We start from the raw sequence: 19,877 nt of genomic DNA, 5'->3' as shown, positions 1-19,877 counted from the left end.
TGATCGCACTCGCCCGGAGGCGTTGCGACGTGATCTACGCCATGCTCAAAACCGGCAGTCTCTACCAACCCCGAGCACAGAGCGGCGCCGCTCTCGCGGCTTGACAAAGGTCATAGGGGCACCCCCCCGGTAGAGCCTCTTGGTGAACTTGTCTCGGGGACAGTCTGCGGCGATGAATCTGAGGAGCGAGTTCACAAACCAGGGTGGTCTTAACCGGATTAACACCAGACCCCGCCGGGTCCTGGATTGGAACAACTCGCGCGACCTGTTCTGGTCACACGTGCGAGCGCGGTACGTTCCGTGAGAGACCCCCAAGTGGGCATTGCGCGGCGTCCCGGCGCCTTGCGGGCCGCGCCTCCAGATGGCGTCGCTTCGATCCACCGCTAGGATCGTGACCGTGACGACGACGAACGAACTTGGGTCGACAACATTGCTTGTGCTTGCCGAAGGCGACACGGCCGGAGCGGTCTCTCACGCGAGAGGCCACCTGTTCGAAGTATTCGTTGCGAAGCTACTCGAAAGCTACGGATATGAAGCTCCGACGAGTAGCACTGTCAACGTAAGTTCGAACGGCATTGAACTCGACGTGGTCACGAAGGCGCGACTCGACGGCAGAGTCGCAATGGTCGAGTGCAAGGCCTACTCCCAGCCTGTCGCCGCCAAGGAAGTCACAAACTTCTACGGCAAACTCACGCTGGAGAGGTTCGACAACCCCGGGACCCTTGGCTTGATTGTCGCAGTTCCATCTTTGACGGCTGACGGCGAACAGTTCGCCCGCAGCATCCTCGAGAAGGATCAGAACTTCAAGTACCTCCACGCTCAAGCAATCGCAGACGCGCTCCTGGCTGAGCGCATCATCACGCCCCACCCAGCACCGACGGCCCTCGACAGTGACTTCGCGATCATCATTACGAAGCACGGCACCTACAGCGCGGTGCTGGACGTCGACCCATCGACCCGGCTGCCGACGCGAGTCGTGGTGTGGTCGGCACAGGGCAATGTGCCGGAGCCCGTACTGGAGCTAGTTAGCACAAGCCCTTACGCACAACGACTGCCGGTGCACGACGCCAGAACCAACGCAGTCGACGCCGCCGAAGCGCAGGAGAGCGCCGATACGGTCGTGCTTGCGACCGTTGTTTCGTCCAAGAGCGACTTCCAATATCAACTCCCTGCGGGTCCGAAGTACTTTGTCGGGCGGAAGGTGAGCCTGGACAAGTTGGCCAACTATGTCGCGGCCGGCACTAAGGTCGTGATCCTAAACGCACAGTCCGGCTGGGGCAAGAGCAGTCTGGCGCTCAAGTTCGCCGCGAGCATTGAAAGCGATGGTGGCCTCGCCATCGTGATGGATACCCGAACAGCGGCCTCATCACGCTACGTCGTCGAAGTCCTGCGCCGAGCCTGTGCTGATGCTTCTCGCCGCGGCCTCCTTACTCTCCCGAACAACGCGAGTTGGGCAAGCCTGTCGAGTGCGATCACAACGATTCGTGACCTGCAGTGGGCAAACCCAGCGCATCCCGTGCTGGTCTTCTTTGATCAGTTCGAGAACGTATTCCGATCGCCCGAACTCACGCAAGCTTTCCGGGATCTCGCGCTCGGCATGCAAGACGTACCGGGGCACTTTATGATCGGCTTCGCCTGGAAGACCGACTTGGTTGGCTGGATCGAGGGGCACCCCTACCAATTCCGAGAAGACATCCGCAGCGCAGCCGAAACCATTGTCATCGATCCTTTCGGATCCGGTGAAGTTTCGACGATCATCGATCGGCTCGAGCGCAGCGTCAAGATCAAACTCGGAAGAGACCTCCGGTCAAGGCTACGCGAGTACAGTCAAGGACTGCCGTGGCTTCTCAAGAAGCTTGCCGATCACGTGCTACACGAATTGAAGGGCGGAAGCAGTCCCGAACAGCTTCTCGCTGAGTCGCTGAACATCCAAGGGCTTTTCGATCTGGACCTAGCTCAACTCGATCCGGAGTCGCTTGAGATCCTGAAGCACGTGGCACGATACGCGCCCATTCCAGCAGGGGAAGTCACCGATCGCTACGCTCCTGAAGCGGTGCAGGCTTTGGTGGACCGTCGACTCATAGTTCAGATTGGCGACAGACTCGATACGTACTGGGACACTTTCCGTGACTACCTGAACACTGGCCGAGTCCCGCTCGAAGACTCCTATATCCTCAGGTCGGCGCCAAATCAGATCGCTCGCATGCTGCCCCTGGTGATGAAGAACGGCGGCATGGCCACTGTCAGTTCCCTGGCCACCCAGCTGGCTACGAGCGACAACGTCATCTTCAACCTCTCTCGGGAAATGCGCCTCTTCGGCGTGACTCAGTACGAGCCCCTCACTGTCACCATTAGCGAATCGATAATGAACGCTCCAGATCCGGAGGCGGCAGTGCGACTGAAGATCACCGCAGCTTTGCGGCGCCACCGTGCACTGTCGACGTTCTCCGAGATCGCTCAGAAGAACGATGGCTACGCGACATCCGAGGAATTCGCTCACGCACTACCATCGGTCTTTCCTGCTGTATCGGTAGCCGACGGCACGTGGGTGGGCTACGCGCGGGTGTTCTTGAGTTGGTTTGAGTACGCCGGGCTCGCGTCACGACGCGGCGGCCACTGGGCTCTCCAAAGTGACGCTGAGTCGACGAATCGACAACGCCTCCTCTCGCAGCGCTCGCCCGTGCGGAGCAGGCCCGGTGTACCCCAAGAGGCGCCGCGACGCCCATTGGCGATGCTCGCGCGGATCGGCGCCGGGGAGAAGCTGCGGCTGCCTCCAAACGGCTCGAACGATCGCGACGCTTTTCGAACCTTGGCGGCACTCGGAGTCGCAACGGTTTCCGATGACGGCTGGCTTGTACCCATACCCCCGACTGTCTTAAATTCGGATGGGAGCTTGGACAGTGGCGCATTGCTAAGGCGGCTGGAGCAGGTGCCCGGTGGCTCGGAAGGGATCGCCCTGCTGCGCGGTAGCCCAAAGGCTGCGCCGCTCGTAGTGGGGTCAGCGATCCGTGACGCAATCGGGGCTAAATGGACGGACTCGAGCACGCATGGCGTGGGGGGATACTTCCGAGCGTGGGCAAAGGAGCTGGGGATCCGTGTCGAGAAAGTTCCTCGCCTGAAGAAGGCAGAACGAGATCAGCCGACTGGCTAACTCCTCACCTGCCGTGTCGGACTCCTCAACCGGCCACAGACGCTCTGTAGCCGGTCCCCGGCGAGCGTCGAACTGACCCTCCTCGTTACAGTGAAAGCGATTTGTGGTGCGTTCACCGGTTGAGACCGCCGGGCTTTCCGCTCAGGAGTGCCGGAGTTCCACCCGGATGCCTCGAACTCTGCCGCCTTCGCCGTCTTCCCGTTCACATCGCTCTCCCGCTTGTTTGCCGTCATTCTCGTCGTTGGAAAGATGGCCTGGCACGTACGTCGCTTCGGTTTACCGTCTCGGGCCGTGGCGGTCATGCGAGGACGTAGGCCGGTGCGGCGCCTCAGTTTGGCTTGCGCGGGCGGCGATCTGCTGGGCACGCAGGAGCGCTGCCTCAGCGCGCGCGTAGTCGAGTCGCTGCGCGACGCCCTCGGGCGAGACCCCCAGCGGTGCGCGATCGGTGATGCCGTATCGGTCGCGGTAGGCGGCGACGGTGATGAGCTGTGCCCGCCAGCGGCCTCGATCCGGACCCGACCGAGGCGCGACGCCTGCGGCGGTCGCCCAACTGCCGGGTTGTGCGAGCGCAAGATCGGTGAGGCCCGCTGCACGTTCCTCGATCAGTTCTCGGCGCTCCGTCAGCGCGGTGCGCATCTCCGCGCTCATTCGGCCGGTCGCTTCGGGGAACAACCCTGCGATCAGTCGAACCGAGGAAGCGGCCGCGCTGTGCCTCGGGTGGCGGGTCGCGCCCTCGACCCGGTAGTGCAGCACCTTCGCCACATCGTCGGCGTCGCCGAAATGGCGTGCGGTGATCAGGGCCGGCAGCAGTCGGGGAAGGTCGTAGCCGTTGGCCTCGGCTCGGCGCAGTTCTGTGATGAGCGCGCCGAGCGCCTCGCTCGCGGCCACCTCGTTCACGTGCTCAGATGAGAGTCCCGAATCGGTGAGGAGTTGCATCCAGCGGTCGTGCTGGGCTGCGGTCGCGATGGTTTCGTACTCGGCGATCAGTTGCGCGATCCCGCCCCAGCGCTCCTGCTCAGCCGTGATCGCCTCGTGAGCAGAACGCTCCGCACCAACGTGCTGCAGAACGCCGTGGAGTACCGCCCGCGCCGTACGGTCGGGGTCGTCGCCGGGGTGTGCGATCGAATGTGCCACGTCTGGGTGGTCGGTCGCGACATACGCACGGTTCTCGTAGCGGCCCCGCGTCATGGAGACGTACAGCACTTCCCGAGTTGTCGTCGGTTCGACGAGCGTGTGCGCGGTGTCGACGGTGACGCCTTGGGCGCGGTACGCGGTGACCGCATAGCCGAGCTCGACCGAGTTGGCGACGTAGGCCGCGGGAAGGAGGATCGAGCCGCCCCGGCGGCTGGTCGGCGGCCGCACAGTTGCCGACCCGTCGTCGGCGACGTGGGTGACGATCCAGCGTTCGCCGTTGCGCACCCAGCCACGAGCTGACCTGAGTCGACGGTCGTTCTTGCGCGTGATGATCGTGTCACCGACGCCGAGGGAAGTGCCGTCGTGCAGCTCGATCTGGCGTTCGGCGTCGACGTAGCCGGCGATGATGAGGTCATCCCGGGCGCGCTCGTTCAAGAACGTCACGTTGTCGTTGGTCTCGGCGATCAGGATCGAAGCCCGACCGGCCTGCTTGTCTGCCCACCAGGCCTGATATGCGGCCTCGGCCATCTCCTCGGCCGTGCCACCGCTCACGCGCCCCCGTTCGACGTAGGTGTCGATGACCCGCTGGTGGCCGTACCGAAGCTCGAGCGAGGCGCGCTTCTCCCATTCGTGTTGCAGCCGCCAGACCTCCGTGAGTTCCGGCGTATCGCCGTCGCGGTCGTGCACGAGCAGCGAGAAGGCCCCACCAACATCCACCGCTTGCAGCTGAGCGACATCCCCGACCAGGAGCACCTTGGCCCCGGCCCGCTCGGCTTCGCGGGTGATCTGGTCAAGCGAATGAGTACCCGCGAGGGAAGCCTCATCAAGAACCACGAGCTGCCCGCGAGTGAAGCTCTGCCCGGTGCGTTCAAAGACTTCACGCCATTTCGCGGTGTTCTCCGCCAGGATGCCAAGCTCGCTGCCCAGGATCTCCGCAGCGACAGCGGAAGGTGCGAGCCCGACGACTGAACCCTCGCCGTACTGGAACTCCCAAGCGCGCCGAAGCGCCGCGAGGGCCGTCGTCTTGCCCGTGCCCGCGGGTCCCACGAGTATGTCGACCGTGCGTCCGGAGACCGCGATTCGGGTGAGCGCATCGACCTGGTCAGGGCCGAGACGTCGCCCCTCACGATCTGGCTCCTGGGCAACGCGTTCCATCGTCGCGAAAACGAGTGTGGGAGCCGCGAGATTCTTCGCACGGGCGAGCAACCGGTCTTCGGCAGCGAGCAGTGCCTCGGATGAGAACAGCTCACCGTGCTTCGGGCGGAATCGCGTAGCCCCGTCCTCGCGCTGGAACATCTCAGGGGTGAGCGCGAGTTCAGCCGGAGTGAGGCGAAGCGAGTCGTCCTCGGCCGCGTCCGCAATCATCTCCACGATGAGCTCCCGATCTCGCGTGCTCGCGAAGCGGAGCCACATCGACTGACGCGCGGCCTCGGCCAGGAGGTTCCATCGTCGCCAGGTTGATCGCTTCTCGCCCACCGCCGCAACGACGTCTGAGCCGAGCTGCGTAATCAGGGAGAGCGGCAGGTCATCGGCTCGCAACAGAGGTGTTGCGATCGCTGCGCCGGCCTCTTGCTGAGCGTCACTCCCTGCGGCAACTGCGGCGTCATGGTTGCGCCACGCAACCTGTGAGGCCCAGGCTGTTGCGTCCTCGCCCAGGAGTGCTGATGCGCGGTTCCTCCACTCTGCGATGAGGTCTTCGAGCGATCGCACGGTCTTCTCGGGGCGCGTCGAGAGCGTGGCCTGCTGCAACATCTTCAGCACCGTTGCAGCAGACGGTCTACTGCCGTGGCGTTCCACGTAGTCGCGGATCAGCTTCTCTTTCTCGATCTCGATGAAGCGGGACCGATTCGAGAACTCGAGCACGAGATCCTGCGGCACATCCGTGATCGCCCAGGCCGGGTTGCGATCCCGCCCCATCTGCCGCTGCTCCCACGACACACCGAGGAGCCGTGTGAGCGCGTCGGCGAACACGGCCTCGTGGAGCTCGCTCAGTGCCACCGTCGCCGCATGCAACGGTCGCCCGTCGAGCGCGAGCCAGTGCCCATCGTGCGCAGTCTGCACCTTGTTCGAGACAACGACGTGGGTGTGCAGGTATGGGTCGTTTGCGCGGCTATCAAAGTGGTCGTAGCCTGCTGCAACAAGCCCGGCAACGTCGAGTTGCAGTACCGCGCCGTCCGGTCCAGCAGAACCCGAACGTGTTGCAGCGACCTCGCGCTCCATGAACTGCAGCACATCCGCAACAGCGGCATGATGCGCCTGCCAGATCAGCTGCTGCGTGCCGACATCCGCAACCGCCCACAGGACCGACGCGGACTTCGGGATCGAGAAGGTGAAATCGTAGGCCGCTACTGCTTTCCGCTCTCCGCGTGCTGCTTCCTCTGCCTCGATACGGGCGACCATCTCGGCCCGCTTCCCCGGCGTGAAGGCAGGATCAAGCGCAGCAATACGTGCCGCGACGCGCTCGTCGAGGCTCTTGAATCGCCGATAGGAACGCCCCAGGGCATCTCCCGAGACCGGATCGTGGCCCATACCGATCAAGAGTTGAAGCTGGGTCTCCGTAACCTGATCGCCCGACCCGATCTGCCCTTCACCCAAGCCTGGGAGCCCCTCCCCTATCCATCGCCCGGGAGGGGTCCCCTGCTCGGAATAGTAGCGGGTCAGCGGAGTCGAAAGAGCACGATCGCCATCCCCAACGGCGACGGTCTTCAGGAGATACCTGAACCCGTCGCCCGCAGACATCCGCCGCATTGAAACCGTCACCTGAGCCCACCCTTCACACGGAAAGGTGGGCTCAGACGGCCTCAGCTTGGGCTCAAGACGGCCTCAGAGCGGTTGCGATTTGGCGGCGGCGAATCTCGACTCATCCTCGATAGCAAGATATGTGGAAGGTCAGCGCGAAGCCTGAGAATGAGTTCGCTCAAATCGGCCTGCAGAACTTGCTCGTGAATGCCGTAATGGACGAATGACCTGGTTCGAAGCGGTCAAAGAACCTCGTCGGCCGTCAGCGACCGCGAAATCTTATCACCGTCCTACGCGAACGCGTCGAGCTTCCCCGCATTGGCGCACTGGCGCCAACATCGAGGGCAGGCAGCTCACCATACTCTCCGCAGTATCCAGCGCGGGAGTTAAATCGGTTGACACAATATCTCGCCTGCGGGTAGTTCTTAAGCCTGCTCCAACCAGGGTAGCCGCGCTCAGGAACGTATGAGCCGGTTGATAGCCCGAGTGGCCTCCTGAATCTTCTCGATGGCCGCCTCGTCGCTGAGTTTGGCGGCGTCGAGGACGCAGTGCGTGAGGTGGTCATCGAGCAGCCCGGTGGCCACGGTCTGGAGGGCGCGGGTCAGGGCGCTGACCTGGGTGAGGATGTCGATGCAGTATTTCTCGTCGTCGATCATCTTCGAGATGCCGCGGGCTTGGCCCTCGATGCGACTCATGCGCCGGAGATAGGCCTGCTTGTCGCTGATGTAACCGTGCTGATGCTCATCATCGGCAGTCTCCTGGGTGACAGCCGGTTCGGTTGCGCCGCAGCAGCGGGTGTCGGCGAGGAGGTTCTCGCGGCCGTTCCCCGGGGATGAGACTTCGGTGTTCGTGGTGCAGCAGCTGGCAGTGGCGGGTGCTTCTGTCGTCATGGTCGTGATGCCTTTCGGTCTTCGTGCGGAGGGTCGGTTCAGGGTTGCTTGGTGACGCTTCGGAAGCTGCGCAGTCGGAGGCTGTTGCCGACGACGAACGCGGACGAGAACGCCATCGCAGCTCCGGCGAGCATGGGGTTGAGCATGCCCAGCGCGGCGACCGGGATCGCGGCGACGTTGTAAGCGAACGCCCAGAACAGGTTCGTCTTGATCGTCGACAGGTTCTTGCGGGAGAGCCGGATCGCGTCGACCGCGGCCCGGAGGTCGCCGCGCACGAGGGTGATGTCGGAGGCCTCGATCGCCACGTCCGTGCCGGTGCCCATCGCGAGGCCCAAGTCGGCCTGGGCGAGGGCGGGGGCGTCGTTGACGCCGTCGCCGACCATCGCGACAACCTTGCCCTCGTCATGTAGCCGGGCGACGACGTCGACCTTGTCCTTGGGCAGGACCTCGGCGATGACATCGTCGATGCCGACCTCGGCGGCGATCTGCCGTGCGACGGCGTCGTTGTCGCCGGTGAGCAGCACCGGGGTCAAGCCGAGCTGCGTGAGTTCGGCGATCGCCTGGGCGCTCGCGGGCTTGACGGTGTCGGCGACCACGAGGATGCCACGCGCCTTCCCATCCCAGCCGACGGCGACGACGGTCTTGCCCTCGCCCTCAGCGGTGGCTTTCGCCTCGGCAACCTCCGGGGAGAGCTGCTGCGACCAATCAGCCAACAGCGTCTCACGGCCCACGACAACGGAGGTGCCGTCAACGATGCCCTGCACGCCCTTGCCCTCGACGTTCGCGAAGCCTTCCGGCGTCGGCAGGGTGCTGATCTCGTCGGTCGCGCCCTGGGCGATGGCCTGGGCGATGGGGTGTTCGGAGGCATTCTCAATCGCGCCCGCGTACCGCAGCAGCTCGGCACGGTCAATACCGGGCTCGGTGATGACGTCGGTGAGGGTCATCTTGCCGCTGGTGACGGTGCCGGTCTTGTCGAGGACGACGGTGTCGACCTTGCGGGTCGATTCCAGCACCTCGGGGCCCTTGATGAGCACGCCCATTTGCGCCCCGCGGCCTGTGCCGACCAGCAGCGCCGTCGGGGTCGCCAGGCCCAGGGCGCAAGGGCAGGCGATGACGAGCACGGACACGGCCGCGGTGATCGCCGCGGCGACCGGGAACCCGGCCCCCAGCCACGCACCGAGCGCGACGACGGTGATGACGATCACGATGGGCACGAACACCCCGGAGATGCGATCGGCGAGGCGCTGGACCTCGGCCTTGCCGGTCTGGGCGTCCTCGACGAGCTTCGCCATCTGCACCAGCTGCGTGTCCGACCCGACGCGGGTCGCGCGGACGACGAGGCGTCCGCCGGCGTTGACGGTCGCGCCGGTCACCGTGTCGCCGCCTGCGACCTCGACGGGCACGGACTCGCCGGTGAGCATCGAGGCGTCCACGGCCGAGGTGCCCGAGACCACGGTGCCGTCGGTGGCGATCTTCTCGCCGGGGCGGACGACGAATTCGTCGCCGACGGCGAGCTCGGAGGTGGGGATCTTCGCCTCGATGCCGTCGCGGAGCACGGCGACCTCCTTCGCCCCCAGCTCGAGCAGAGCGCGCAGGGCGGCTCCGGCTTGGCGCTTGGAGCGCTTCTCGAAGTAGCGGCCGGCGAGGATGAACATCGTCACGCCTGCGCCGACTTCGAGGTAGATGTTCGCCGCTCCGTCGGACGGCGCGATCGTGAACTCGAACGCGTGCGTCATGCCGGGCACGCCCGCAGTGCCGAGGAACAGGGCGTAGAGCGACCAGAGGAACGCCGCCGAGGTGCCCATGGAGATGAGGGTGTCCATCGTCGCGGTGCCGTGCCTGAGGTTCGTCCACGCGGCCTTGTGGAAGGGCCAGGCCGCCCACACGATCACGGGGGCGGCCAGCGCGAGCGAGGCCCACTGCCAGTAGGTGAACTGCAGGGCGGGGATCATCGCCATCGCGATCACCGGCACGGTGAGCACGATCGACCCGATCAGCCGGTGCCTGAGCGAGGTCAGCTCAGGGTCGTCCGCATCATCCGCCTCGGCAGTAGACGCGGCTTCCGCCTGCTGGGGCTTGGGGAGGGCGGCGGTGTACCCGGTCTTCTCGACCTCGCTTATCAGCAGGGCCGGGTCGTACCCGGCGGGCACGGTAACCTTCGCCTTCTCGGTGGCGTAGTTGACCGTCGCGGAGACGCCGTCGAGTTTGTTCAGCCTGCGTTCGATCCGGTTCGCGCAGGAGGCGCAGGTCATCCCGCCGATCTCCAACTCGATACCGGCATCGGCCACCGGCTGCGTGTGCGCGCTCACTGCCCGCCTCTTCCAGTTCTGTCTTTCCGTCGAGCGGCCCCACGACCCCCGATCCGTGCCGCCTGGTCAGCCTGCGGGGTGGACTTCGCTCTCGACGACCCATTTGTGGTTCGTCATCGGCATCTCACCGCCGGGGACATCGACCATGTAGACCGTCTCCTGCGTGGAGTGGTCGATCGTCGCCGTTGCCCCCTGCATTCCCGCCATGTGCTCGGCTTCCAGCACGACCTCGGTGCCATCGGCCAGCGGTGCTTCGCCGGGGTTGTCCAGTTCCTCGTGCACGACCCATTTGTGATCGACCCCGGGCTCCCCGCCATCGGTGGGCGTGTAGCTGACCGCCGAAGACGGCGTACCTGAATTGTTAAAGACCGCTGGCCCTGCCATAGACGCAGAGTCACTCCTTCCCTTGGACGGCGCGCTGATTACCCATGACCATCACATCGATCATCTTGATCACTCCGGGCGGAGCCTACTCCCCAGCATCCCCCAGATCATCACAACGACGGAGGGAGCTGCGAGGTTGGGGGGAACAACCAAGGGTCTAGCCGACTTTGAGCAAACAATGCTCCCGTTACCGGACGGTGGGAACTTACTGGTCACTGCCCTTCCTGCCCAACATGGACCCGACGAGATTGCGGCAAGTACGGGGCAGGTCATCGGCTTCCTTCTCAGCGGAGCGGGCCTGCCGAGCATCTATATCAGCGGCGACAACTGGTCATTGGACATCGGCAGGATGATCGCTGAACGAATTGCACCGGTCGATGTCGCAATCATGTATGGAGGTGGGGCGCGCTTTGCAGAACTTCTGGATGGAGCTGAGATCACAATGCCCAAAGAAGACTCCGTCAAGGTCGCGAAGATGCTTAGCGCACGGCAGATCATTCCTGCTCATACTGAAGGATGGGCTCACTTCAAGGAGGGGTATCAAGAGTTTCGCACAGCGTTTTATGACGGAGGCCTCGGCCAGGCCTTCATCGATGCGGCATTTGGTGAGAGGATCGTCCTAAGGATTTAGAATCCCGCCATCGCCTAATCGCGTTCCCTGCTTTCCTGCCTATCCTGAAGACAATCTTTTGGTAAGCCGGTGGGCGTGATGCAGTAGCAGTCGTCCGAGTTCCCGCTGTCGACTTACGGTAAAGCGCGGCTCGATACCGGTCAGGCTCAGCGCCCAAGCCGGCTGCCCGGCTCTATTGAACACCGCGGCGCCCATACCCCAACTGCCCTTAACGATAAGGCCGGGGTTGACTGCGTACCCCTGCTCGCGTGTCTCGGTGACGCGTTCGCGCAGTGCGTTACTGGAGTGGGCAGGACCGTATCTTGCCTCAAGTTCAGCCTGGGTGATGTATCGCTCTGCAGCTGCCTCGGTCAGAAACGAAAGAATCGCCAGGCCAGCGGAGGCCACCCCCAAGGGGAACCGCTTACCCTCGTAGAGAACAAACGAGCGGATGGGGAAGCTACCATCTTGCCGCAGCAAGCAAATGGTCTCACCTCCGCGTCGGGCAGAGAGAAAAGCGCTCTCGCCAGTCTCATCTGCAAGAGCAGCAACGTGCTCGCGGGCGAGTTCTGTGATGTCGTAGCGTTCAGCCGCGACTGAACCCATGAGATAGAGCTCGGGGCCGAGCAGCCATGTGCCAGTGAACTGGTCCCGGTCCACGAAGCCCTGCTCTCCGAGTGCACCGAGCAAGCGGTGTGCCGTGGGCCGGGAGAGGCCTGTCATGCGTGCGACCGCACTTGTTCCGATGCCCCGCGGCATGTTCACACTTAGGACCCTCAGTATCGAAGCAACCCTTCCGACGACCTGAGCCCCGGGTGTGAGGCGCTGATCTTGGCTCAATCCAAAGTCCATATTGTGAACGCTATCATGCGACGTACTCATGATATGAGCAATACGCAGTTGGTCTTTGATTTCACCAAAGAATGGCGCGTACGCTCGTTCCAGCGCGACATTGATCACATGGTGAACGGAAGGCTGCAGCGATGGCGTCGAAAACGAGGGAGGGTGCGGCGGAGGCGCTTGACGGAGTGGTGCGGGACGGCATGACGATCGCCGTCGGAGGCTTCGGCCTGTGCGGGATCCCGCACAACCTGATCGTGGCGCTGCGAGACACGGGGGCGAAGGGTCTCACGGTCGTCTCCAACAACATGGGCGTCGACGGCAAGGGCCTCGGCCTGCTGCTCGAGAACCGGCAGGTGTCGAAGGTGCTCGGCTCGTACGTGGGCGAGAACAAGCTGTTCGCCGAGCAGTACCTGAGCGGCGCCCTCGAGGTCGAGTTCGTGCCCCAGGGCACCCTGGCCGAGCGGCTGCGCGCGGGCGGCGCCGGCATCCCCGCCTTCTACACGCCGACGGGCGTCGGCACCCCGATCGCCGAGGGCAAGCCCGAGGCCGAGTTCGACGGCAAGCGCGCGATCCTCGAACGCGGCATCGTCGCCGACGTCGCCCTGGTCCGCGCGCACACCGGCGACCTCGAGGGCAACCTGCGCTACCGGCTCACGGCGCAGAACTTCAACCCGCTCGTCGCGATGTCGGGCAGGGTCACCGTCGCCGAGGTCGAGCACCTGAGCGACGAGTACCTCGATCCCGAGCGGATCGACACCCCCGGTGTCTTCGTCCAGCGCATCGTGCGGGTCGAGGACCCGCTGAAAGACGTCGAGCAACGAACCGTGCGCTCGCGACCGGAGGCGGTGGGCGCTGCCGCTCCGGGCGCGGCCGGCGACGAACTGAAGGGGGCGTGACCATGTGGACGCGTGACGAGATGGCCGCGATCGCGGCCTCGGAGCTCGAGGACGGGCAGTACGTCAACCTCGGGATCGGCATCCCGACACTCGTGGCCAACCACCTGCCCGAGGGCGTCAGCGTGATGCTGCAGAGCGAGAACGGGATCCTCGGCATGGGTCAGTTCCCCTACGAGGGCGACGAGGACGCCGACCTCATCAACGCCGGCAAGCAGACGGTGACGCTCGTGCCGGGCGCCGCGATTTTCGATTCGGCGACCTCCTTCGGCATGATCCGCGGCGGTCACGTGCAGACCGCCATCCTCGGCGCGCTGCAGGTCGCGGGCAACGGCGACCTCGCGAACTGGACGATCCCGGGCAAGCTCGTGAAGGGCATGGGCGGCGCGATGGACCTCGTCGCGGGAACGCCTCGGGTGATCGTGATCACGGATCACGTCGCGAAGGACGGCACGCCGAAGATCGTCGCCGAGTGCGACCTGCCGCTCACGGGCGTGGGCGTGGTGGATCGCATCATCTCCGACCGGGCCGTGTTCGACGTCGTCGACGGGTCGCTGGTGTTGAAGCGCATCGCGCCGGGGCATGATGAAGAGGAGATCCGCGCCACCACCGGCGCCGCATTCACCGTCGACCTCGAGGAGAGCAACTGATGGCCGCACCGAGCCCCGCTTCGAACTCTGCACTGATCGCGGGATACGCCCGCACCCCGTTCACCCGCTTCACGGGCCAGCTGGCGGGTCAGCCCGCGACCGTCCTGGGCGCGCACGCCGCGAAGGCCGCGCTCGAGCGCGCCGGCGTCTCGCCCGAGCAGGTCGATATCGTCGTCGCGGGCCAGGTGCTGCAGGCTGGCGCCGGCCAGAATCCGGCCAGGCAGACCGCGGTGGGGGCGGGCGTTCCCATGAACGTGCCCGCGATCACGCTCAACGCTGTGTGCCTCTCGGGCACCGAGGCCGTGTCGCAGGGCGTGCGCCTCATCGCTGCGGGCGAGGCCGACGTCGTGCTCGCGGTCGGCCAGGAGTCGATGTCGCTCGCGCCGCACGTCATCCCGCTGCGAGCCGGAGTGAAGTACGGCCCGGCGACCCTCGTCGACACCGTCGATCATGACGGCCTCTCGGACGCGTTCGACCAGGTCGCGATGGGTGCCCTCACCGAGCAGGGCAACGCCCCGCTCGCGCTCGCGCGCGAGGAGCAGGACGCCTTCGCCGCTCAGTCGCACCAGCGCGCCGCCGCCTCAGGCGACTTCTTCTCCGGTGAGATCGCGCCCTTCACCGTCGCCTCGCGCCGCGGTGACGCGGTGGTCTCCGCCGATGACGGCGTGCGCGCCTACACGACCGTTGAATCGCTCTCGGGTCTGCGCCCGGCGTTCGCGAAGGACGGCACGATCACCGCGGGCAATGCCTCCCAGATCACCGACGGCGCGGCCGCGCTCGTGCTCGTCTCCGAAACCGCCGCGTCTCGGCTCGGGCTGAAGCCCATCGCCCGGGTCGAGACGACGGCCTTCGTCGCCGGCCCCGACACGCACCTGCACTCGCAGCCTGCGCGCGCGATCGCCGCGGCTCTCGCGAAGATGACGGAGGAGACCTCGGCCTCCGATCTCTCGATCGTCGAGATCAACGAGGCCTTCGCGGCGGTCGGAGTGCAGTCGACCCGGGAGCTCGGCATCGATCCGGCCGTCGTCAACCCGCACGGCGGAGCGATCGCGCTCGGCCACCCCATCGGGGCTTCGGGGGCGCGGATCGTGGGCACGCTCGCCCGTCAGCTCGCTGCGCTCGGTTCCGGCTCGCTCGGCGCCGTGGGCATCTGCGGCGGCGGGGGTCAGGGCAGCGCGGTCGTGCTGCGCGCGGTGTAGGCAATCGAGAGAACCAACCGAGCTTTCTCCGTTATTCGTATGGAAAGACAAGGGGCGAACTATGACTTCTGCACTGCTGAAGCAAGAGATTGACCGCGAGTATCTGACGGCCACTCGGGGGGAAGGCGTTTTCCTCTACGACAGCACAGGCAAGCGGTACCTCGACGGGTCGAGCGGGGCAATGACGGCAAACATTGGCCATGGCGTCCGGGAAGTTGCTGAAATAGTCAGTCGGCAGGCTGGATGCCTCGCCTTCAGCTATCGCACGCAATTTACGAATGAGCCTGCCGAAGAACTCGCGCGAAGACTCACAGAACTCGCGCCCGGAGACCTCAACTGGGCATTCTTTGTGAATAGTGGTTCCGAGGGAACAGAGTACGCCATGCGGGCCGCAGTCGGATACTGGCGGGAACTGGGGCATCCGGGCAAGGTCAAGATTCTTGGCCGCGCAACGAGTTACCACGGAATGACAATGGGCGCCCTTTCAATGTCTGGGCATACCGCTCGTCGACCGGATTACGGGACACTACTGCATTCCTTTGCCCTGGGTCCGACCGTCGATGCTTCGCGTCTTGCATATTCCGGTGAAGATGAGGTTGCCTATGGTGAGCGCGCGGCGGCGGAGTTTGAACAGACCATCATCGAGGAAGACCCCTCGACCATCGCAGCAGTGATCGTAGAACCAATCGTTGGTGCGGCCGGGGGCGTCTTAGTGCCGCCGAAGGGATACCTCACACGACTCCGGGAAGTGTGTGATCGTCAAGACATTCTCTTGATCCTTGATGAAGTAATCACAGGAATGGGGCGGACTGGTGAGTGGTTCGCGAGTTCAAATGAGGAAATCGTCCCTGACATGTTGGTCATAGGCAAGGGACTCAGCGCCGGCTATTCACCGGTGGCAGGCGTGCTCATACGGGAGAAGGTGGTCGAGGCTTTCCGCGAACATAGTCGAGTGGCCCCATTTGGTCACACCTTCTCCGGCAACCCTCTGGGGGCCGCCGTGTGCCTTAGCGTGATCGACTATATTGAAAAAAACTGTGTGCTCGAGAACGTACGATCCCGTGGAGAGCAACTGAAAACGGGTCTACTCGAACTCGAACAGAAGCATTCTCGCATGGTTGCGGTTCGCGGAAGGGGCCTTCTTCTGGGGTTCGAACTGTCAAAGAATGCCAGCAGAAATGGACAGCTTCGGCTTGGAGTGACGGGAGCCTCTTTCGCTGATGTGTGCTTCAGGGAAGGGCTCCTCGTCTATCCTGCTGGCATTGCACCCCGCAACAACGCTGTCATTGTTTCGCCTCCACTCACGATCTCTGAAACCGAGGTGGAGCTCCTGATCGGTCTTCTCGATAGCGCGCTCCTCAAAATTGAATCGGAAGACTCATGATCACGACTCGGCCCGATGCAAATTCTGAATACTTTCTTTTCTCCACCCACATCAATGCTGAGTTAAGTTGAGTGTGGGAATAGCACTTCGAGCACCCGTCCATCATGGAGCAGATATCGTGTGCAGCGCAGTCGTCTGAAATGACCGCGAGAGTCCTGCAATCGACACCCCAATACCGGCTGCAAGGAGATTGCTGCTCTTCGTCGCTCTCCAGGAAACGGACGATTTCTCACATCTACCATTTCCACAGAGCCATGAATGGTTGCGGGATCCTTTAACAAGCGTTGGTGACGCTCAGACCAGCAAGATCATTATGAACGCCCGTTCTGCTCCGAGAACGGCCTGGGAAGGAACCAACCCGAGAAATGTTCGCCCCATGATGATGGGCCTACGAAGCCAATGTCGCCTCGCCGGCGCGCTTCAGCACAACGGCGAATCCCCCACCACAGCTCATACAGCACCCTCGGAGAGACATGCACTTCGAGGTCCGGAGAGGCGTTCGGCCGTCCAAGTTCCGACCTTGCGGTTTCCCGCTCATACTGTAGGTAGCCGCGCAGCTGGCGGGACGTCTGGGTTTCGAAAACGAAGGCTATAAGCATCGAATCCTGCGGGAGGGACTGAGCCACGAGCGCGCGTCTCATTTGGCCGAGAAGGGTTGCGACTCCTACCTGTAGGTCGTGCTCCACAGGATGACCCCAGTGCTGAACCCAGATTCCAAGAGATTCCAACGTATGACTCAGCGCGTAGCCGCTCCCAGTCAATCTATAGAGCCGTGTCCCTCGGGGATCTGCGGAGCTCTCTCGAAGTAGCAGCCCCATATCCACAAGCCGTTTTAATCTCTGCGACAGAAGTGTACGTGACAGATCAGGGAGAGCCCGCGAAAGATCATTGAAACCCTGCTCTCCGGTAAGAAGTTCACGAACGATGAGCAGCGACCAACGATCTCCTAAGTGCTTCAGTGCGAAGGAAAGCGACCAGTAATCTGCATGGGGCGCATACTCCCCTGTGATTGCCCTATTTCGAACCGCACCCGAATTGTCTTGTTGCACATACTGTGCCCTCGATTCATGCGCCCGAGCCCATAAAGGCATCTTCGACGACGAACCCTGAAAAGGTATGTGCATCGGGAACAGAATCCGAAGAGCGAGTATCACTCTTCCTCTTTGTTTTCCGTAGTATCTGAGATAGATGCGGCGCGCGCTCATCACACAATCCCTTCCACAGAGTCGGTTCTCATCGCCTTCATCTTCGAGTCCGAGCCGACACAGCAGATGCGCGGCCACCTGCACTGTGAGCAGAGACACACAACGTCTGAGCTGGCCGAATGCTGCTCCCTACCTCGAGGTGCACGTATCCCCCAGAGTACGAGCTGTGGTGGGGTATTCGTCGCTGCGCAGTTGCGAGACGACAAGGAGACATCGGCTTCGCCGGCCCGCAATCATGGGGAGAGGAGTTCTCGCGCTGGTTCCTCCCCCGACCGGTCTCAGAGTATGGCGCACGCTCGTGGTACGGCAGGTGCTGTTGTCAGACCGCTCACGATTCCGCGTGCACGTGATTCTCGTCTGGCGCGCTGCCCATCTTCTCGCCTCCATGAAGGGTACACAACGTGCACTGGTTCCCCCTTCTCCGGCTTCTTAAGTTGATACCCAGATCCCCGGACCTGAAGCAACGGAGCCAAGGAGGAGTTCATGCCTGAGACAAAGCACTACTCACGCGGGCAGATGATGAAAGTGTCTTTTGCCGGCCTCATCGGGACAACGGTCGAGTTCTACGACTTCTATATCTTCGGAACCGCGGCGGCACTCGTGTTCAGCTCTCAGTTCTTCCCGGCCCTCGGCCCAGCAGGAGGCACCCTGGCGGCCCTGGCAACCTTCGGCGTAGCCTTCGTCGCCCGGCCGTTCGGGTCCATCCTGTTCGGGCACTTCGGCGATCGGATCGGCCGGAAGGCAACGCTGGTAGCGACTCTTCTCATGATGGGAGGGGCGACTGTCGCCATCGGCGTCCTCCCGAGCGCGGCCACCATCGGCGGTCTCGCCCCCGTCCTGCTGGTGCTCTTGCGCATCATCCAGGGGATCGCCGTGGGCGGAGAGTGGGCGGGGGCGGTCCTGCTCACAGGTGAGCACGCCCCTCCCGAGCGCCGCGGCTTCTATGCTCTCTTCCCTCAGCTCGGCCCGGCGCTGGGACTCGCCCTCTCAATGGGAACCTTCCTCGCGACAAGCCTGACGATGTCACCAGAAACCTTCCAGACCCTCGGCTGGCGCATCCCGTTCCTCGCAAGCTTCATTCTCGTGGTGATCGGATTGTTCGTGCGCCTCAGCATCGAAGAACCGCAGAGCTTCGCAAAGCTGAAGTCGACGCGGCAGCTGGCAAGAAATCCGCTGTTCGAAGTCGTACGGAAACAACCCGTCCAGGTGTTCCTCGGCGCAGGCTCCCTGTCCATGGTCTTCGCACTCTTCCATACAGGTGCAACCTGGCTCATCAGCTACGGAGGCACCTCCCTCAAACTCAGCAATCCCACAGTCCTCTCCATCGGAATCGTCGGGGCCTTGATCTTCGCGGGAGTCATCGCCGCCTCCGCCTCCGCCTCCGATCGCTTCGGCCGCAAACCGCTGACAATTCTCGCCTGTGTGCTGGCGATCCCATGGGCCCTCGTCCTGATGCCCATCGTCAACATCGGCTCGCCCCTCGCGTTCGCCGTGGGCCTATGCGTCACACTCGCCATAGCCGGGATCGGATACGGCCCCGTCGGAGCACAACTTCCCGAACTGTTCCATACGAGGTACCGCTACACCGGCGCCGGCGTCGCATACAGCCTGGCAGGAGTCGTCGGCGGGGCACTCCCACCGTTCGTCGCGCAGGCGCTCATCCCGGTCTTCGGGGAGATGGCAGTCGGATACTACCTCGCGGCTTATGCAGTTCTGAGCCTGCTCTGCCTACTGGCGATGAAGGAGACCCGACAGGCGAATCTCGATCTCGTCGACGCCGCGGCCGATGCTAAGCCGAAAGGATGAATCTCTGTCCGACCTCCACCTCGACGAATGCCACGCTGACGCGCCCCTCGTAGAACGCACAGGTGGCCTCCTTATCTTTAGGGCACGACAACAGGTCAGTAATCAAGGCCCATTGGCCATCCGAGAGGAGCTCGAATCGGGACATATCTCCGTGATCCCAGCTCCCACCGAGATCATTTACGGGACACGTCTCAATTGGCGAGGGCGATGAGCGTGTCGATCACTCGGATACGACGTTCCATCAGAAGTGAAGCTTGCGGAATCCGCGGTTGCTCCGGGGGTATCCCGCATTCCACGATGCGTCACTTCCTCATTTGCAGTGGAGCGTCGCTGGCGCGGAAGGCATGTTCTTACTCACGAACATCGAGTAGCTCACGGAACTTCTCGCTGTTATAACCGATGTCCAGGTGCACGACTATGAGTTCGGGAAGGTTCGAATCCGAACTGGCACAGCTTGTGTTCAGCGGGAACGCGTGGGATCGGGTCACTCCGATATCCACCTGCGACGATACAGCCCAGCGGGATCCTCGCGCCGCGAACTCCGCGTAGATATGGGGGGTGCCCCTATGACCTTTGTCAAGCCGCGAGAGCGGCGCCGCTCTGTGCTCGGGGTTGGTAGAGACTGCCGGTTTTGAGCATGGCGTAGATCACGTCGCAACGCCTCCGGGCGAGTGCGATCA

General features: G+C 63.5%; 12 protein-coding genes and 1 pseudogene. 7 read left to right on the top strand and 6 right to left on the bottom strand.

From position 1 onward, the window contains the following. The first annotated feature begins 397 nt into the window (after positions 1-397). Complete coding sequence (locus J4H91_RS14310) at positions 398-3,151, top strand: restriction endonuclease (protein WP_208046928.1); 2,754 nt, start codon at positions 398-400, stop codon at positions 3,149-3,151. 276 nt (positions 3,152-3,427) lie between these two features. Here the strand turns inward: J4H91_RS14310 and mobF are convergent, their stop codons facing one another. The 4 genes and pseudogenes from mobF to J4H91_RS14290 form a co-directional block, all read right to left on the bottom strand. Next, on the bottom strand, positions 3,428-7,033 hold the full coding sequence (gene mobF / locus J4H91_RS14305) for a MobF family relaxase (RefSeq protein ID WP_460648298.1): 3,606 nt from the start codon (positions 7,031-7,033) through the stop codon (positions 3,428-3,430). Between the two features lie 446 nt (positions 7,034-7,479). After that, positions 7,480-7,749 carry a metal-sensitive transcriptional regulator gene (locus J4H91_RS14300; RefSeq protein ID WP_341783563.1) on the bottom strand — a complete coding sequence of 90 codons (270 nt, stop codon included), beginning with the start codon at positions 7,747-7,749 and terminating at the stop codon, positions 7,480-7,482. A gap of 203 nt (positions 7,750-7,952) precedes the next feature. Further along, entirely contained in the window at positions 7,953-10,223 is a 2,271-nt protein-coding gene (locus tag J4H91_RS14295; protein ID WP_341783562.1) for a heavy metal translocating P-type ATPase, read from the bottom strand. A 66-nt stretch (positions 10,224-10,289) separates the two neighbouring features. Next, a pseudogene (locus J4H91_RS14290) lies at positions 10,290-10,574 on the bottom strand (YdhK family protein); the annotation flags it as partial. Between the two features lie 7 nt (positions 10,575-10,581). Between J4H91_RS14290 and J4H91_RS14285 the strand changes: the two are divergent. Continuing rightward, positions 10,582-11,238 (top strand): MBL fold metallo-hydrolase, encoded by a 657-nt coding sequence (locus J4H91_RS14285; protein ID WP_208046924.1) that lies wholly within the window; start codon positions 10,582-10,584, stop codon positions 11,236-11,238. A 39-nt stretch (positions 11,239-11,277) separates the two neighbouring features. Here J4H91_RS14285 and J4H91_RS14280 read toward each other — a convergent pair whose 3' ends face one another. Beyond that, a complete protein-coding gene (locus tag J4H91_RS14280) occupies positions 11,278-12,177 on the bottom strand; it encodes an IclR family transcriptional regulator (protein WP_424960848.1) in 900 nt (299 codons plus the stop codon). Between the two features lie 23 nt (positions 12,178-12,200). On the opposite strand from J4H91_RS14280, the gene J4H91_RS14275 reads away from it, so the two are divergent. The 4 genes from J4H91_RS14275 (at position 12,201) to J4H91_RS14260 (ending at position 16,186) form a co-directional block, all read left to right on the top strand. Continuing rightward, positions 12,201-12,956 carry a CoA transferase subunit A gene (locus J4H91_RS14275; protein ID WP_208046923.1) on the top strand — a complete coding sequence of 252 codons (756 nt, stop codon included), beginning with the start codon at positions 12,201-12,203 and terminating at the stop codon, positions 12,954-12,956. Between the two features lie 2 nt (positions 12,957-12,958). After that, complete coding sequence (locus J4H91_RS14270; RefSeq protein ID WP_208046929.1) at positions 12,959-13,603, top strand: CoA transferase subunit B; 645 nt, start codon at positions 12,959-12,961, stop codon at positions 13,601-13,603. Next, positions 13,603-14,802 carry an acetyl-CoA C-acyltransferase gene (locus J4H91_RS14265; protein WP_208046922.1) on the top strand — a complete coding sequence of 400 codons (1,200 nt, stop codon included), beginning with the start codon at positions 13,603-13,605 and terminating at the stop codon, positions 14,800-14,802. The genes J4H91_RS14270 and J4H91_RS14265 overlap by 1 nt, the downstream gene beginning before the upstream one ends. A gap of 61 nt (positions 14,803-14,863) precedes the next feature. Continuing rightward, positions 14,864-16,186 (top strand): aminotransferase family protein, encoded by a 1,323-nt coding sequence (locus J4H91_RS14260; protein WP_208046921.1) that lies wholly within the window; start codon positions 14,864-14,866, stop codon positions 16,184-16,186. Between the two features lie 311 nt (positions 16,187-16,497). Here J4H91_RS14260 and J4H91_RS16005 read toward each other — a convergent pair whose 3' ends face one another. Beyond that, complete coding sequence (locus J4H91_RS16005) at positions 16,498-17,277, bottom strand: winged helix-turn-helix transcriptional regulator (RefSeq protein ID WP_424960849.1); 780 nt, start codon at positions 17,275-17,277, stop codon at positions 16,498-16,500. A gap of 597 nt (positions 17,278-17,874) precedes the next feature. On the opposite strand from J4H91_RS16005, the gene J4H91_RS14250 reads away from it, so the two are divergent. Next, positions 17,875-19,197, top strand: coding sequence for an MFS transporter (locus J4H91_RS14250; protein WP_208046919.1), 1,323 nt, complete (start codon positions 17,875-17,877; stop codon positions 19,195-19,197). Positions 19,198-19,877 lie beyond the last annotated feature (680 nt).

This window comes from Leucobacter ruminantium, assembly GCF_017565705.1.
GTDB lineage: Bacteria > Actinomycetota > Actinomycetes > Actinomycetales > Microbacteriaceae > Leucobacter > Leucobacter ruminantium.
This window is presented reverse-complemented; position numbering and strand designations above follow the sequence as displayed.

Excerpts from the sequence above, each read along its gene's own strand:
- mobF (WP_460648298.1), bottom strand. The coding sequence starts at position 7,033 with ATGCGGCGGATGTCTGCGGGCGACGGGTTCAGGTATCTCCTGAAGACC.
- J4H91_RS14275 (WP_208046923.1), top strand. The coding sequence starts at position 12,201 with ATGGCGTCGAAAACGAGGGAGGGTGCGGCGGAGGCGCTTGACGGAGTG.
- J4H91_RS14270 (WP_208046929.1), top strand. The coding sequence starts at position 12,959 with ATGTGGACGCGTGACGAGATGGCCGCGATCGCGGCCTCGGAGCTCGAG.
- J4H91_RS14265 (WP_208046922.1), top strand. The coding sequence starts at position 13,603 with ATGGCCGCACCGAGCCCCGCTTCGAACTCTGCACTGATCGCGGGATAC.
- J4H91_RS14260 (WP_208046921.1), top strand. The coding sequence starts at position 14,864 with ATGACTTCTGCACTGCTGAAGCAAGAGATTGACCGCGAGTATCTGACG.
- J4H91_RS16005 (WP_424960849.1), bottom strand. The coding sequence starts at position 17,277 with ATGCCTTTATGGGCTCGGGCGCATGAATCGAGGGCACAGTATGTGCAA.
- J4H91_RS14250 (WP_208046919.1), top strand. The coding sequence starts at position 17,875 with ATGCCTGAGACAAAGCACTACTCACGCGGGCAGATGATGAAAGTGTCT.